Here is a 14,141-nt window from a genome sequence, read left to right on the forward strand (position 1 = left end):
CTGACATGTGGTCCGGGGGGCCGGTAGTGCTGGGAATGCCCTGGCAGCCTCGTGAAAAGTTGATCCGGACGGGCGCGGATCTGGCGGCGGTGCTGGGCGCGCATCTTCTGTGCGCCTTCGTGGATCCTGCAAGCTACCTCACGGAACGGGAGCCGGCGGGTTCGCGGACGGGGCTCTCCCTTGATCCGGCTCCCAACCGGGAAGCTGACTTTCCGAACGCGGACATTCTGGAGACACTCCGGTAGGTCCTGGGCCCCGCCAGGGGCGGAGTGGTCATTCAGGGTGCTCAACGGGGACGTGCCACGGGCACTTAGCCGCCTGGCTGAGAGCACGGATGCCTCGATGCTGATGGTAGGCGGCCAGCGTCCCGGCCGTGCTGCCGCGATGACGAGGATGCTGGAGGGCTCGGTGAGCGTTTCGTTGATGCGTTCGCAGACCCGGCCCGTCGTGGTCGTCCCGCACTCGGGGCGTGACGGGCCAGGCCTCGGACGGGCGGCTGTGCCTAGCCCAGGAGCTCCGCACGGTGTTTGACCGCGTCCACGAAACCGTTGAGGTCCTTTTCCGTGCTGTTGAAGGGGGACCGGATGATGCCGCGCAGCGGGCCCCTGATGTCTTCCCTGACAACCAGCAGGGTCATTCCGGCATGGTGGGTCAGCACAAAGGTGCGCACGGTGGTGCCCAGCCCCGGGTGCACGGACCGGGTCCAGGTCATGACCTCGCCCGGGATCTGTTCCACGGCCAGTCGGAAGTTCCTGCTGCCACCGTGTGGGGTGCGGACCCGGATGGTTCCTCCGTTGCGGATCTCGCCCGCCACCGCCGTGATGCCGGAGTCCCAGACAGCAAAATTCTTGGTGTCGGTAATGATGTCCCAGACGGTGGAGCCCCGGGCGTTGATCAGACGCTGCGCTTCGATGACTGCCATGCGCAACCAGCTACCCGGCTGCCGGCGAACACCGATACGCAGGGTGCGGAGGCCGGCAAATCCAGCTCCGTGACCGGGCCGCGGTGGCTGAGCCTGCCCCCGGACCAGGCCTCGATCTGGTCCCCGGCCGAGAGCTCGGTGCACACACTGATCCTGAGGCCCTCATCGAGATTCATAATCGACCTTTCCGAAGCAACTTCACTCACCTAGGTACAGGATGACCCGCCGCGGTTAAGCGCACCTGTCCAGCACGTGAAGACCGGGTGACGGGTATCCATGCGGCCTTGAAGGAAGAACTACAACGAAGTGCCGCTGCGCGGAGCACAGGCTCTCCGGCCCGGGTCAGTACTCTTCGGGGCCCGCCCGCAATCGGTTAGGCACTGTACGTTTCCCGCCGGGACCCAAGCCCAGTGCGCGCCCATGTCGTCATCGGCCCACGCGACGAAAACGTGGGATGGGTTGGAGGTCCACCGCGCGGCGACGGCGCGCACGTCCACCGTGCTGCCGTCAGCCAGGGGAAGGGTCGCCAGCACACGAAGCTGATCCCCATAATCCCTCGACCGCGCGTCCTCGGAATCAGGTCCCGGGTCCGCTCTGAGGTACTCGTACGTCTCGCCGTCGAGCGTAAACGATGGCATGCCTCCAGCGTAGCCAGAGGCGCTAAACGCAGAGAAAACGCAGGCGAAACGCGCGGAGAATCCAAGGTAAAGCGGATGGGAAGCCGACAGGCAAAGTGCCGCCTGAAGGCATGAGCGAGGTGGATCCTTCCCGGACCTCAGGTCAAGAACCGCACGGCGAATGGATCATCGCCTCAAATATCACCGATTGTTGAGACGGTCGTGCCGTTTTCGAGTCGGCATCGGGAGTGTCGATGACTGTGAATCGCAGCAGTAGGTGGCGGCGTTTCACAGCGCTAAATGGCGCCCTGGTGCCCGGAAGCCGATCGTCAGTGGATGGCGAGCTCGATCGCGAGCACTGCGAGTCCAAGCGCCGCCATGATGGCGAGTACAAGGATCTTAAGCCATGGCTTGACGGACAGTCGCCGCACAGCGAAGAGCGCGACGACTACCAGGGTGGCGACGAGAGTCGCCGCGATCATCCGGAGCGCTGGCGCCACGCCGATCACGCCAAGTGCGCTGAGCCCAAGGATCGCCATCGGCGCGACGATGACGCCTAACGACCCGAAGCTCACGTATATGAGGTGGGTGAGTTCGGTCCGGGATGGTAGCGAGCTGTCCCGGACCATATGTGCGATCACATCTGCAACAAAGACAGCCAGCAGCGTGCCCAGGACGGTGAGTAGGAGCGTGAGTGCAGCGCCGGCCACTGTCGCGTGCCCGGCGTCGCGTTCGGAAGCGATCGTCACGGCCAGGGCGGTGAAGGTGACATACACGCGCTCCTTAAGCGCCTCTGAGCGTTGCCGCGCGTCCGGGAACCGATGGGGAACCACCAGGGGGTGTTGGACGGTGCGCAGGGGACCTTTCATCGCTCTGTTCCCCCGGCGTCCGCGGGTGTCGAGTGGAAGGAAGGCAGGCGGGTGAGGCTCCCGGAGACCGAGTCGGAAGTGAACATCACGGTGCGATCCGGGCGGACGACCCCCGAAGCCACTCGATGTCGGACGAGCCACTGGTGGAGCTCAGATCCGGGGTCTGGAACGACCGGCGCAGCGCCCTTGTCAAGGATCAGTTCGCGTTCCTCGGGAGTGATCGCGAGAGCTAGCAGCGCGAATCCGTTGCCGGCGATGTCGTCGAATCGGCCGGCGTCCGGGGTGACCGAGGTCGGGGCGTTCGGGCAGACACGTCCGACGGCGGACGTGCGGGCGAGTCCACGGAGCCGAGTGCGAGAGCCAGAGGGTATAGCTGTCTCGGACTGTGCGGGAATGCCTGCCACGAGGTGCAGGCCCGGTGCGAAGAACCTCCGCAGGGCCGTACCGACGCGACCGCCCGCGGTCATGGTGAGGCCGAACAGCTTGGCGACGGTGATGGTTCTTTTTGCGTGCCGCTTGCGCTCGGTCTGGTAACTGACAAGTGTGGTTGCGGGGAGGTCGCCGGCAAGAACACCGGCGAGCTTCCAGGCCAGGTTCATCGCATCCCGGAGTCCCGCCCCCATGCCCTGACCGATGAAGGGAGGACTCAGGTGAGCGGCGTCGCCGAGGAGGAAGACCCGGCGGTCGCGCCACTTGTTGGCGACCTGGGCGCGGAAGGTGTAGTCGGCGACCCGGATCACGCGCAGATCCTCCACCGGGACGTCGCCGGTCCACGGCCGGATCAGCGGATGGAGCGTATCCATCGTCGCGAAGTCGGCTGCGGTCTCGTCGGGCAGCAGCCGGAACTCCCAGCGGTAGCGGACCTCTCCGACGCGCATGTAGGTCCCGGCGCGGCGGGAATCGCACAGCTGGTGGACGCCTTCCCACTGGTTCAGTCGCGCCGACGTGTCGATGTCGATAACAAGCCAGCGCTGTTCGAAGCCCAGATCCTCCATTTCCGCGCCGATGGCCTTCCTGACCACGCTCTTGGCCCCGTCGCAGCCGAGGACGTGGCTGGCACGGACCGACTCGCGTGCCCCCGTGACACGATCCGTAAAGTCCACCCGGGCAGCCGTGTTGCCTTGGGTCACGGCGAGCACCTCGACATTTCCGCGCAGGGTCACCGTAGGCATGGTCCGGAGGTTGCTGCGCAGGAGCTGCTCGAGGTCAGGCTGGTCAAACATGTTCGCTTGGGGATAGCCGTGGGCGCCGCCATCGGCTGATCGCTGGAACTCCGCGATCACCCGGTGGCCGGGTGTGAGCAGACGCAACCCGCGTGCAGGGCGGCTGAGCCCAGCGAATTGCGCCGCCACGCCTAGACTGTCGAGGATGCGGTAGACCTCGTCGTCGAGATGTACGGCTCGTGGTAACGGGTAGACACCCTCCCAGCGGTCCAGGACGAGGCACTCGACGCCGTACTGGCCGAGCAGGGTGGCGACAGCCAGCCCGGACGGACCAGCGCCGACCACGACCACCGGCCCCGCGCCGTCGTTGTGGGCGCTCATCCTATTGCCGCCGCAATGAGGCCAAGATAGCTGATGAGTGCCGCCGTCATGACCGCCGCCGGGGCGATCTCACGGGGACCGTCGCCGTTCCTGAGATGGGTGACGCAGGCCCCGGTCATCAGAAGCACGAGGCCGACAGCTGCCGCAAGGCCGATCCTCACCTCGACCAGCCCGAGCAGGAGGCCGACGGCGGCAAGCAGCTCCAGGGCGCCGATGCGCCTGTATGCGGCGGAGCTGAAGCCCACATGGGCCGCCCGGGCGGGCATTCCCGCCGCGCCGGCCACTTTTGCCAGGCCGAGCAGGGTGAAGCATCCGGCCAGCGCTATCGTGAGGACGATGATCATCGATCCGCCTTTCGTGCGGGCCGATGCGTGATCCGCCATCGGACGCCGAACTCGTCGAGGGCACGCTTGATGGCCGCGTGCGATGCCTGGTCAGCACTCACGGTGACGAGTATGGTGCCGTCCTCGATCTCGGCTTCCACGGCGTGCACGACGGCCATCTCCCGCAAGGCCTCGCTCAGCGCTACCCTGGCGGCGTCCGCCCGGAGCGCGAGCTTGTATGGTTTGCCCACGGCAGTGACCGGAAGCTGGTCGACGACGGTGACGGACTTCGGCGAGGACGCCCGTTCCGCGACCCTTTCGTCCGCCCAGCGGATCAGGTCCTCCGTCCTCGTGGTCGCCCCCGCAGCCAACGTTACGTAGGCGACCGGTACCTCCCCCGCATGCCGGTCGGGTCTGCCGACAGCCGCCGCACCCGTCACTTCCGGGTGGGTGAGGAGGGCGTCTTCGACAATTGCAGGGTCGATGTTGTGGCCGCCTCGGATGATCAGGTCTTTGGCGCGGCCGGTGAGCTTGACGAAGCCGTTCTCATCGACCTGTCCGAGGTCGCCGGTGTCGAGCCAGCCGTCCCGCAATTTGCCGAGGCCGTCGAGCAAGAGACCGTCGGGGCCGCTGCCGACGACGTAGCCGGGGAAGACCGTCGGGCTCTTGATCACCAGCAAGCCTCTTGTGCCTGGCCCGACATCATGCCAGTGTCCGGCGTCGTCGACGTGCACCGCTTTGATCTCCTGGTAGGGCAGTCGACAGCCGAGCGAGCCCTTGGTGGTGCCTGGGAAACTCCGAACGCTTGCGCACGTCGCCTCCGTCAGGCCGTACCCTTCGATGAGGGGGACGCAGGTGGCTGTCTCGAAGCCGGCACGTACGGCCGCGGGCAGCGGACTGGCTCCGACCATGGCGTAGCGCAGGCTGCTGATGTCGGCGTTAACGGGAGACGCGGCGAGCGTGGCGTAAACGGTAGGAACGGCGCTCATCGCCGTAAGCCGGTGGTGCTCGACGAGCTTCCAGAAGACGTCATAGAGGGCAGGGTCGCGATAGCCCAGCGGTCCGGACCACACGACGGTCTGGCCCTTGAAAAGGGGAGCGAGGACGGTCACCATGAGGGCGTTGACGTGGAACAACGGCAGGGCTGCGAAGTACACGGCGTCCTCGTCGAGGAGGTCGTAGGCCGCGATCATCCAAGAGTCGGCGATCTCATTGGCGTGGGTGTGTGCCGCCAGCTTCGGGGTGCCGGTCGTGCCGCCGGTGTGGAAGAGTGCCGCCAGATCGCGCGGTCCGGGCTGATCACCGTGGAACTGCTCGGACGACGCGTCGGCTGCCCGGCGTGCCAGACAGTCCACGCTTGCGGATCCGACGGTCGCGGCCGGGCCGGATGGTGCCTGCCCGGTCGGTGACATGAGGAGCACATAGTCCACCAGGCCCTTCTTCGCCAGGCTGAACGCGGCCTCGGTGACTCCGGGATCGAGATCGGACCCGGCGGCCACCAGCACACGAGCGCCCGAGCGCTGGAGCAGCTCGGCGATGTAATCCTCGGACAAGCCGGGGTTTATCGGGACGGCGATCCCGGCAGCCTGGGCCGCCAGGGTCGCGGAGATGAGCTCCTGGCAGTTGGGCGAGAGTAAGGCCACGGTGTCCTGGCGCCCGACCCCGATTTCTGCCAGTAGGTTCGCTATCCGGTTCACGTCGGCTAGAAGCTCAGCGAACGTCAGCTTGACGGGTTCCTGCCAGCGCTCGGTGTTCGGAAGTATTGCCACTGCCGTCCGATCCGGCCATAGCCGGGCGGCTCGGCACAACAGCTCATATGTCGATGCCGGAAGGCCGCGCTCGGAGAGGGGGGTCCTCTCGATATCGACGACGTCGTCCGGGCCTGAATACCAAGGCCAGAGGGGCGTGCCGTTCACCGGGCGTCCCTCACGGTCGTGCGTTGGCTCCCCAGGTCGATCTTCCCGTCGTCGGTGCTGATGGCGATCTCGATGACGTCACCGCTCTTGAGGTATTTCGGATTGCGGCCCTGGGCCTTGAAGAACAGGCGCCACTTAGCGGCGGCGGGCAGCAGATTGCTGATGATCTCGACCGGCTTCGGTGGTGCGCTCAGTGCGGTGCCGGCAGGGGTGCCCGTCAGGACCACGTCGCCGGGGGAGAGGTGCTGGAAGCGGGTGAGTGCCTGCAGCGCCTGGACGGGGAGGTAGATCATGTCGGCCACCGTCATGTCCTGACGGATTTCGCCGTTTACCCACAGCCTCAACCGCAGCTCACCGAAGCGGTTCCAGTCCTCGGCGTCGAAGAGCACGAGCGTCGGTCCGGTGGGGGTAAAGCTCGGGTAGGACTTGGACTCGTAGAACTGGGTCTTCGGGAGTTGCAGGTCGCGGGCCGAGATGTCGTTGGTGATCACGAGCCCAGCGACGTAGTCGGCGATCGTGTCCTCAGTGATGACAGAGTTGACCGGGGTCTCTTGGCCCATTACGAGGCCGATCTCAGCCTCGTAGTCGAGGAACCGCACGTGCGGGGGCCGGACGACGTCGTCATGGGGCCCGCTGATCGAGCCCGAGGACTTGCGGAAAAACGTCAACGGGATTTCTTTAGGATCCATGCCGGCGTCCCTCACGTGCGAGGCGTAGTTCGTCATCTGGGCCACCACGCGGCACGGCACTGTGATCGGCGAGACGAGGTCCAGGTTTTCCAGCGGCACAGTTTCGCTGTCGCCGATCGCGGCGTGGATGGCCGCCCGATCGGCGATCAGCTCGCCTGTGGTGGTCGCAGCAGTGGCGATGCGGACGGCACCGGTGGGCGTGTGAACCCACCAGTCGTCGGCGGTACGCAGGATGGAGACGGTCATGAGGTGGCTACTTTCATCAGGCCGCGCAGGCGCGTGAAATCGAACTCGTTGTCCTCGCGGAGGGCGGAGACCATCGAGGCAAGCTCGCGCAGCGACTCCCGGCCAGGGCTGATCCCGAGGAAGTCCTTGCTGGCCGGAGGGCCCCACTGGGCGAGATTGGTGGCGGACATTTGTGCCCAACCGGGCTCGAGCGTGCAGTCGAACATGTCCCCGTCGGTGAAGTGCTCGACCAGGAAGCCGTTGGGGTCGCGCCAGTAGTCGAAGATCTGGCTGCCCTGGATGTGGCGGCCGATCCCCCACGAACGGTGGTAACCAAGGTCGCGCAGGAACTCACCGCCGGCGGCCAGGGCATCCATGTCAGCGACCTGGTATGCCGAGTGCACGTAGCGATTAGACGGTCCCAGCGTCATCGCGATGGTGTGATGATCGGTTGGTGTCGAACCCCGGTCGCAGCGGATGAAACTCATGGTCGGACCGCGTTCGCGCTGGCCCGGGTAGTACAGGAAGTCACTGACGATCAGGCCGAGGTGCTCCAGGTACCAGTCGAGCGTTTCACGGTACTTTGTGCTCTGCAGCACGACGTGACCGAGGCGCTGAACCGTCGCTGGTTGACGCAGTGGCCGCTGGGTCTGGTTGGTCCGCGCCACCTCGTGGCCGGCGTTGAATACCAGGGGCGTCTGGGCCGGCAGCGAAGGGAGTTCGTGTGTGTCTGCGACGACGCGGATCGCGGCGCCGCTCGGATCCACGAGGTCGACCCCTATGCCGCCGATCGTCTCCGGTAGTTTTTTCGACGTCGTGCCTGTCGCGTCAGCCAGGCGAAGGACGTCCGAGGCCTCGGCCGCGGTGAACGCGGCGCCCACGTATTGCGATCTGGGTCCTCGCCGTACGATCACGCACGGCGCTCCGGTGTCGGTGCCCCGGAGGTGCAGCTCGTCCGGGGTGCGCAGGCTCGTAGCGAAGCCGAAGGCGTGCGCGAAGGTCTCTGCAGCGGGCAGGTCTGGCTTCTGGAACTCGAGCCATGCGATGTCATGCACCTTGATGATCGGGTTCGCAGCCCTTCCGCGGTGCTCGCCTCGCAGCGCCCCTTGCTCACTGTGCAGGTCGCTGTGGGTGCCAGGGTGGTCATGGTGGTTGTTCATGGTTGCCTCTCTTTCTGACTAAATATTCGCTTATGAAGATATCGTCAGTCAAGAGTAGATGAAGATTTATTCAGAAGTGACGGTGCGCTGGTAGGATTCACATGACCGGATGACTTCAAGGAGCCAGCGATGACCCAAGCCCCAGCCCCAGCCCCAGCCCCAGCCTCGTCGCCGGAACCCACCCGGTCGCATCGACGGAAGGCGCAGACCCGCGCCGCGCTGGTCCGCGCAGCACAGTCCTTCCTGGCTCAAGGACTGACCAACACGCCGGTGCTGGAGATCACCCAGGCCGCGGACGTTGGGATCGGCTCCTTCTATAACCACTTTGAGTCCAAGGACCAGCTGTTCGAGGCAGCGGTCGAGCACGTCATGGACCTCCTCGGCGCGGTACTCGACGAGCTCACCACCGACGCCGACGACCCCGCCGTCGCGTTTGCGACCAGCTTCCGGTTGACCGGTCGCTTCCACCGCCGTGAACCTCAGCTCAGCAAGGTCATGCTTCACAGCGCCCTTGACCTCCTAGGCGCGCAGAGAGGACTGGCACCACGTGTCCGGCGCGACATCCAGGCCGGCGTCGAGTCCGGTCGGTTCACCATGACAGACGTCGACGTCGCCGTAGCGTGCGTCCTCGGCGCGGCGACCTTCCTCGGACAGCTCATCCATGCTGAACCGGACCGCGACGACGCCGAGGCGACGGATCAGGCGGCCGAGGCACTCCTGCGAATGCTGGGTGTGTCTGCCGACGAAGCGAGCGCGATATGTCGCAGTCCCCTCCCTGAGCTCCAGACTGCACGGCTGCGCGGTGCTGCCGGCGAGGCGACAACGAACGGAGCCGCGGCCCGCTGAATTGCGCGGCCTGGGGTCGCTTGCTGCTACTCGATCATCGGGCAACTCCTCGATGGTGGACGGATCGCATTACTCTTGCCACCGACGGAGTGAGGTTCGCCCCTGGCATATGACCCTCGACAGGACAGCCTGTCCACCCGGGCGAGTCAGCGGCTTTCGTACCGACCGATGGGCGTCCCGGGACCTATGCCTCTGTCGTTTCTATTCCGGCAGCCAAAACTGGAAGTGAGAGACCGAGCCCCTCCAGGGTGCTCCAGTAGCCGGGGGCCCACTGAAGTCCTCAGCCGCGTCGAAGGTGTGACACGAAGCATCCGTCGCTGCCCCCGCCGAATCGTCGGCGGGGCAACGCGGGTGCCGGCCGTCGACGCCGGAGTGCAGTAACGGCCGCCGATCGCAGCGTGGCTCGTCCGCCGCAACTTTCGAGGAGAGCAATGACCCGACTCCACCCGCCGCCGCCACTGCCCGAACACCCAGTCGTAATCAGGTTCCGGGAGAGGCGCGCCCAGCACCCGCAATTGAGGATCGCCGACGTAATTACCGGCTTTGCCGGATCGATGCCTTTCGTTTACGTCCATGTGGTCGTCTTCGCCTGCTGGATGCTCTTTGTCGAGGAGAGCCCGTGGCCGACGCTGACCCTCGTCGTTTCGCTGGAGGCGATCTTCCTGTCGACCTTCGTCCTGATCGGGCAGAACCGGGCATCAGCCTTTCAGCAGGAGAAGGCTGATCACGACTTCCGCGAGCAGGAAACCGAACTGAAGACCAACACCGAGCTCACCCGCGAGATCCACAAGCTCACCACGGAGCTGCATCGACGTGTGATCGGTCAGGGATGACCGTCGCCTATGGCCCGGATGGTGCCACCCCGATTGCCAAGGTTCCCCTGGCAGCCGGCGGTGTGCCCCGGCGGCGGGTCGGGGTGGCTCCTTCGACCACAGCCGACACCCGTGGGGTCCGGACGTTCGGCGCCGGAGTGGTGCTCGCCGTGGTGGGCGTCGCCGTCGTCCGCGGTATCCGGGCCCGGCGACGGTCGGAACTTCGGGGCCGCGCCGTTCCGCCCGCGGGCAATGGCGCCTTGATCCTGAACCCCCGTAGCGGCGGCGGTACGGCCGACCGCCTCGGCCTGGCCACAGAATGCCGGGCCCGGGGCATTGAGGTGCTCATCCTGGAACCGGGGCAGGACCTGGCCGGGCTGGCCGAGGCCGCGGTGGCCCGCGGCGCGGATGTGCTCGGCATGGCTGGCGGGGACGGCTCGATGGGGCTGGTCGCGGGCGTGGCCGCCCGGCACGGTGTGCCCATGGTCGTGGTGCCCGCCGGCACCCGCAACCACCTGGCCATGGACTTGGGCCTGGACCGCGGCAATGTGCTGGCGGCCCTTGACGCATTCGGGGCGGCGGTGGAACGTCGCATCGACCTCGGGCAGGTCAATGGCCGGGTGTTCGTCAACAACGTCTCGCTCGGGTTGTATGCGCAGATCGTCCGCTCACCCGAGTACCGGGACGCCAAGGCGGACACCACCCTAAGAATGCTGCCGGACATGCTGGGGCCCGCGAGCCAACCCTTCGACCTGCGCTTCACCGGTCCTGCGGGGGAGCGGTATACCCGCGCCCACGTCGTCCAGGTCTCGAACAACCCGTACGGGCGCACGCCCGCCACCCTCGCCAACCGGCCGCGGCTTGACGGCGGCCACCTCGGGGTGATCGCCGTCAAGCTCCCGGACGATCCCGCGGAGGCACGGCGCCAGCTGGCCGCGGCCCGCGGGCATCCGGAGCGGTTTCCTGGCTCCGTCACCTGGGAGCCCTCGACGTTTGAGGTGGATTCGGGTGGGCCGATCGACGTCGGCATGGACGGTGAGGCGCTCCGCCTGGCGGCCCCACTGCGGTTCACCATTCGGCCGGGCGCGCTGCGGATCCGCGTTCCCCGGGCAGAGACGCCGCCCTCACCGCAGACCCGTCAGCGCCGGGTCCTTTCGACCCTGCGGGACTTGCCGCGCCGCGCGCGACCGTTAATGGGAACTCCTGCTGCCGCGGGTGAGCGAGCAGGCAGGAATTCTCATGACCCTCTCCGATGATCTGAGCAAGCTCGCGGCCCGCGCCAAAGGTGCAGAGGATCGATTTGCCGCCGCACAGCAGGATGCGCACGCGAAGTTGCAGCAGGACGTCCAAAACGCGCGTGAATCGCTGCATAAGAACACGGATCAGCTGCGCGAGGCAGCCGAAGCGAACCAGGGAAAGGTCGCCGCGTGGTGGAGCGGCGTGCAGAAGAGCTGGGACGACGATATCGCGTCGATCCGTGAGGATATGGAGTCCAAGAAGGCAAAGCTCGACGTCAAGGCCGCGAAGCTGAAGGCGGACGACACCGAGGCGGAAGCCAAATTCGCGATCAAGTACGCCTATTGGGCGGTAGAGGAAGCCGAGTACAGGGTGCTCGACGCCGCGTTGGCTCGAATGGACGCCGAGATTATGGCAGCGGACGGCAGTTGATGCCGGCGTCCACGGCTTGAAATTTTCGGGGGACCTGCGGCGGGCCTGGGAAGTCCGGTGAGTCTGCGTGTCTATGTGCGTGCTAATTTGGCCTGTTCATACCATCCGCTGCTACCGAGGCTGTCGTGCCGGGAAAGATCGCTCGCTCGAGGTGGCGACCTTGAGCAGTCCCAGCGGCAGGCTGCCGCTCCACGTCATGAGCTGGCCGGGGGTCTGGCGGACCTGCCGCCGGAAGGCCCTCTTGCCGGCGTCGGTGATGATGTCCCACACAGTGCCGGCGCCGGCAAGAATGAGCGTTTCCGCCTCGGACGATTTCATGTCTGCAACGTTGTCGGGCGGCTTGGAGGCAAGAGCAGAAGGCACCTATTGTGACACGTGAGCTGCCTGACAGGTCCGGGACGCCAGCCGGGGCAACGCCGCCGAATCTGATGGCGCAAAGGGTGTCGGGATGCCGGGACGTGGGACAGAATGGGTCTATGACCCGAATCGCAATCATCGGCGGCCACGGAAAAGTGGCTAGGGAACTCTCCAAAGTCCTGGCTACGGACGGGCAGGAGGTCACCGCCATCTTCCGCAACCCCGAACACGCGTCCGACGTCGCGGCAACCGGCGCCACCCCAGTCGTCCTGGACGTGGAGAATGCGACGACGGCGGAAATCGCCGAGGCGCTCTCGGGTCACGACGCCGTCGTATGGTCGGCCGGTGCCGGCGGCGGAAACCCCGGGAGGACCTACGCCGTGGACCGTGACGCCGCGATCCGCTCGATGGACGCCGCTGCCCAGTCCGGCGTCAACCGCTACGTCATGGTGTCCTATCTTGGAGCCGGACCGGACCATGGAGTGCCCCGGGACAACCCCTTCTTCCACTACGCGGAGGCCAAAGCCGCCGCTGACTCGCACCTGCGCGGCACCAGCCTGGACTGGACCATCCTCGGCCCCGGCGCGCTCACGGACAATCCGGGCAGCGGCCTGATAGACGTCCACGTCAACGAGCCCTGGCAGGCTGCCGAAACCGCCCGCGCCAACGTCGCCCTCGTCGCTGCGGCCGTCCTGGAGCTGCCCGCCGCAATCGGCCGGACTATCGGGTTCCGCGACGGCAGCCAGCCCATCGCTGCAGCCCTGGCGGCGGAGGCCTAGCCCGTTCGGGGAAAGTGGCACAAGGAGCAGCTGGCACTCATTATGGACTGCTGCTCGCCGCGGTGGTCGCTGACGTGTCACCATCATCTACCACAAGCTCATGGAGTCCGCGGAGAACGGCGGCTCGGGCGGTAGCGTACGGTTCAAGGGTGGATTGGCTGCAGTTCACGGCTGAAGTCCACCGTGACCCCTCAGAAGCCGCGCGGCGTCGAACTCGGACTTAGGCCACCTATCGTGTCCTGTTCCGGCGGAGTACATTGAACAAACACGCTCCTGCCGGACAGGCTCACCGTCCGTGTAGCGAGCAGCATAACCCGACCATCCCGCAACCGGTGGGCCGCCTGGGCCTGTGGCGGAAGTGAGCCGTGGCCGGGTGGCCGGCACTGTGCTTCGTCTGTTCCCGGCGCAACCGGGGGGCGCGGTCCGCCGTGAGAAACGGGACGCGGTGCATCCCACCACGGGAACGGGCATTTTCTGACGGGAGTTACGATGCGCGAGATACTTCTTCCGTCCGGTGAAGCTGTCCCGGTGCTCGGGATCGGGACGTGGGGAATGGGTGAGTACCCCGGCAACGCCGCACGCGAGACGGCGGCGATCCAGATGGCCCTGGACCTGGGGATGTGCGTGGTCGATACCGCCGAGATGTATGGAAACGGCGCCGCCGAGGAACTCGTCGGAAGGGCGCTGGCAGCCCGCCGCAACGAAGCGTTCCTGGTCACAAAGGTCCTGCCGCATCACGCCACGCTGCGCGGAACCGTCGCCGCTTGCGAGGGCAGCCTGCGTCGCCTTGGAACGGACGGCATCGACCTATATCTGCTGCATTGGCGGGGCGTTACTCCCTTGGCCGAAACGCTCGAAGCCTTCGAATACCTGCAGCGTGCCGGAAAAATCCGGCACTGGGGCGTTAGCAACCTCGACGTGGCGGACCTGGAAGAACTTATGCGCCTGCCCGGCGGACAGAAGGTCGCGACCGACCAGGTGCTGTACAACCTGACCCGCCGGGGCATCGAGTTCGATCTTCTGCCCCGCTGCGTCGGGAGGAGCATCCCGGTGATGGCGTACTCGCCCCTGGAGCAGGGGCGAATGCTGGACGATCCCGTGCTGGTCCGCATCGCAACCGAACACGGCGCTAACCCCGCGCAGATCGCCCTCGCCTGGGTGCTCAGGCAGCCGCTCGTCCTGGCGATTCCAAAAGCCTCAAGTCCGCACCATGTCCAGGAATGCCACCGAGCCCTCGACGTTCGGCTCACGCCCAGCGACCTGGCTGACCTGGATCGCGCCCATCCCCCGCCCACCCACAAACGCGTGCTCGAGGTGATCTAGGTGTATTGCCCACGGACGTTGGTGACAGGCGGCGTGGTTCGGTGACAAAAAGAAGACCTCCGGGTGGAGTGGGGCTTGTCTAGAGTCCAGT

16 protein-coding genes are annotated in these 14,141 nt (G+C 66.3%); 7 read left to right on the forward strand and 9 right to left on the reverse strand.

The window, feature by feature from the left end:
* Window positions 1–297 precede the first annotated feature (297 nt).
* On the forward strand, window positions 298–531 hold the full coding sequence (locus J2W14_RS21280) for a universal stress protein (RefSeq protein ID WP_370871365.1): 234 nt from the start codon (window positions 298–300) through the stop codon (window positions 529–531).
* Here J2W14_RS21280 and J2W14_RS20660 read toward each other — a convergent pair.
* The 8 genes from J2W14_RS20660 to J2W14_RS20695 all read right to left on the reverse strand — a co-directional run bounded on the left by J2W14_RS20660 (window position 503) and on the right by J2W14_RS20695 (window position 8,265).
* Window positions 503–922 (reverse strand): SRPBCC family protein, encoded by a 420-nt coding sequence (locus J2W14_RS20660; RefSeq protein WP_307466037.1) that lies wholly within the window; start codon window positions 920–922, stop codon window positions 503–505. The genes J2W14_RS21280 and J2W14_RS20660 overlap by 29 nt on opposite strands.
* Window positions 895–1,098, reverse strand: a complete 204-nt coding sequence (locus J2W14_RS20665; protein WP_307466039.1) for a hypothetical protein — start codon at window positions 1,096–1,098, stop codon at window positions 895–897. Before J2W14_RS20665 ends, J2W14_RS20660 begins: the two co-directional genes overlap by 28 nt.
* A 770-nt stretch (window positions 1,099–1,868) precedes the next feature.
* The gene (locus J2W14_RS20670; RefSeq protein ID WP_307466040.1) at window positions 1,869–2,408 is read right to left on the reverse strand and encodes a hypothetical protein; all 540 of its coding nucleotides are present in this window, start codon (window positions 2,406–2,408) and stop codon (window positions 1,869–1,871) included.
* Entirely contained in the window at window positions 2,405–3,952 is a 1,548-nt protein-coding gene (gene mhpA, locus J2W14_RS20675; RefSeq protein WP_307466042.1) for a bifunctional 3-(3-hydroxy-phenyl)propionate/3-hydroxycinnamic acid hydroxylase MhpA, read from the reverse strand. Before mhpA ends, J2W14_RS20670 begins: the two co-directional genes overlap by 4 nt.
* A complete protein-coding gene (locus tag J2W14_RS20680) occupies window positions 3,949–4,296 on the reverse strand; it encodes a DoxX family protein (RefSeq protein WP_307466044.1) in 348 nt (115 codons plus the stop codon). Before J2W14_RS20680 ends, mhpA begins: the two co-directional genes overlap by 4 nt.
* Window positions 4,293–6,191, reverse strand: coding sequence for an acyl-CoA synthetase (locus tag J2W14_RS20685; RefSeq protein WP_307466046.1), 1,899 nt, complete (start codon window positions 6,189–6,191; stop codon window positions 4,293–4,295). The genes J2W14_RS20680 and J2W14_RS20685 overlap by 4 nt, the downstream gene beginning before the upstream one ends.
* On the reverse strand, window positions 6,188–7,126 hold the full coding sequence (locus J2W14_RS20690; protein WP_307466048.1) for a fumarylacetoacetate hydrolase family protein: 939 nt from the start codon (window positions 7,124–7,126) through the stop codon (window positions 6,188–6,190). Before J2W14_RS20690 ends, J2W14_RS20685 begins: the two co-directional genes overlap by 4 nt.
* Window positions 7,123–8,265, reverse strand: coding sequence for a VOC family protein (locus J2W14_RS20695; RefSeq protein ID WP_307466050.1), 1,143 nt, complete (start codon window positions 8,263–8,265; stop codon window positions 7,123–7,125). Before J2W14_RS20695 ends, J2W14_RS20690 begins: the two co-directional genes overlap by 4 nt.
* Before the next feature lie 129 nt (window positions 8,266–8,394).
* On the opposite strand from J2W14_RS20695, the gene J2W14_RS20700 reads away from it, so the two are divergent.
* From J2W14_RS20700 to J2W14_RS20715, 4 genes are all read left to right on the forward strand, one after another.
* Window positions 8,395–9,111 carry a TetR/AcrR family transcriptional regulator gene (locus J2W14_RS20700; protein WP_307466051.1) on the forward strand — a complete coding sequence of 239 codons (717 nt, stop codon included), beginning with the start codon at window positions 8,395–8,397 and terminating at the stop codon, window positions 9,109–9,111.
* 431 nt (window positions 9,112–9,542) lie between these two features.
* Window positions 9,543–9,944: a DUF1003 domain-containing protein gene (locus tag J2W14_RS20705; RefSeq protein ID WP_307466052.1), complete on the forward strand. Its 402-nt coding sequence runs from the start codon at window positions 9,543–9,545 to the stop codon at window positions 9,942–9,944.
* Window positions 9,941–11,179, forward strand: coding sequence for a diacylglycerol/lipid kinase family protein (locus J2W14_RS20710; RefSeq protein WP_307466054.1), 1,239 nt, complete (start codon window positions 9,941–9,943; stop codon window positions 11,177–11,179). The genes J2W14_RS20705 and J2W14_RS20710 overlap by 4 nt, the downstream gene beginning before the upstream one ends.
* Window positions 11,163–11,591: a hypothetical protein gene (locus J2W14_RS20715; protein WP_307466056.1), complete on the forward strand. Its 429-nt coding sequence runs from the start codon at window positions 11,163–11,165 to the stop codon at window positions 11,589–11,591. The genes J2W14_RS20710 and J2W14_RS20715 overlap by 17 nt, the downstream gene beginning before the upstream one ends.
* A 111-nt stretch (window positions 11,592–11,702) precedes the next feature.
* Here J2W14_RS20715 and J2W14_RS20720 read toward each other — a convergent pair whose 3' ends face one another.
* On the reverse strand, window positions 11,703–11,909 hold the full coding sequence (locus tag J2W14_RS20720) for a hypothetical protein (protein ID WP_307466058.1): 207 nt from the start codon (window positions 11,907–11,909) through the stop codon (window positions 11,703–11,705).
* Between the two features lie 158 nt (window positions 11,910–12,067).
* On the opposite strand from J2W14_RS20720, the gene J2W14_RS20725 reads away from it, so the two are divergent.
* Together J2W14_RS20725 and J2W14_RS20730 are read left to right on the forward strand one after the other, a co-directional pair.
* Window positions 12,068–12,727, forward strand: coding sequence for an SDR family oxidoreductase (locus J2W14_RS20725; RefSeq protein WP_307466059.1), 660 nt, complete (start codon window positions 12,068–12,070; stop codon window positions 12,725–12,727).
* Window positions 12,728–13,216: 489 nt separating this feature from the next.
* A complete protein-coding gene (locus J2W14_RS20730; RefSeq protein ID WP_307466062.1) occupies window positions 13,217–14,050 on the forward strand; it encodes an aldo/keto reductase in 834 nt (277 codons plus the stop codon).
* Window positions 14,051–14,141 lie beyond the last annotated feature (91 nt).

The organism is Pseudarthrobacter oxydans, from assembly GCF_030812335.1.
Classification (GTDB): domain Bacteria; phylum Actinomycetota; class Actinomycetes; order Actinomycetales; family Micrococcaceae; genus Arthrobacter; species Arthrobacter oxydans_B.

Coding starts and splice junctions, on each gene's coding strand:
- J2W14_RS20660 (WP_307466037.1), bottom strand. CDS start 922: ATGGCAGTCATCGAAGCGCAGCGTCTGATCAACGCCCGGGGCTCCACC.
- J2W14_RS20665 (WP_307466039.1), bottom strand. CDS start 1,098: ATGAATCTCGATGAGGGCCTCAGGATCAGTGTGTGCACCGAGCTCTCG.
- J2W14_RS20670 (WP_307466040.1), bottom strand. CDS start 2,408: ATGAAAGGTCCCCTGCGCACCGTCCAACACCCCCTGGTGGTTCCCCAT.
- mhpA (WP_307466042.1), bottom strand. CDS start 3,952: ATGAGCGCCCACAACGACGGCGCGGGGCCGGTGGTCGTGGTCGGCGCT.
- J2W14_RS20680 (WP_307466044.1), bottom strand. CDS start 4,296: ATGATCATCGTCCTCACGATAGCGCTGGCCGGATGCTTCACCCTGCTC.
- J2W14_RS20690 (WP_307466048.1), bottom strand. CDS start 7,126: ATGACCGTCTCCATCCTGCGTACCGCCGACGACTGGTGGGTTCACACG.
- J2W14_RS20695 (WP_307466050.1), bottom strand. CDS start 8,265: ATGAACAACCACCATGACCACCCTGGCACCCACAGCGACCTGCACAGT.
- J2W14_RS20700 (WP_307466051.1), top strand. CDS start 8,395: ATGACCCAAGCCCCAGCCCCAGCCCCAGCCCCAGCCTCGTCGCCGGAA.
- J2W14_RS20705 (WP_307466052.1), top strand. CDS start 9,543: ATGACCCGACTCCACCCGCCGCCGCCACTGCCCGAACACCCAGTCGTA.
- J2W14_RS20710 (WP_307466054.1), top strand. CDS start 9,941: ATGACCGTCGCCTATGGCCCGGATGGTGCCACCCCGATTGCCAAGGTT.
- J2W14_RS20715 (WP_307466056.1), top strand. CDS start 11,163: ATGACCCTCTCCGATGATCTGAGCAAGCTCGCGGCCCGCGCCAAAGGT.
- J2W14_RS20720 (WP_307466058.1), bottom strand. CDS start 11,909: ATGAAATCGTCCGAGGCGGAAACGCTCATTCTTGCCGGCGCCGGCACT.
- J2W14_RS20725 (WP_307466059.1), top strand. CDS start 12,068: ATGACCCGAATCGCAATCATCGGCGGCCACGGAAAAGTGGCTAGGGAA.
- J2W14_RS20730 (WP_307466062.1), top strand. CDS start 13,217: ATGCGCGAGATACTTCTTCCGTCCGGTGAAGCTGTCCCGGTGCTCGGG.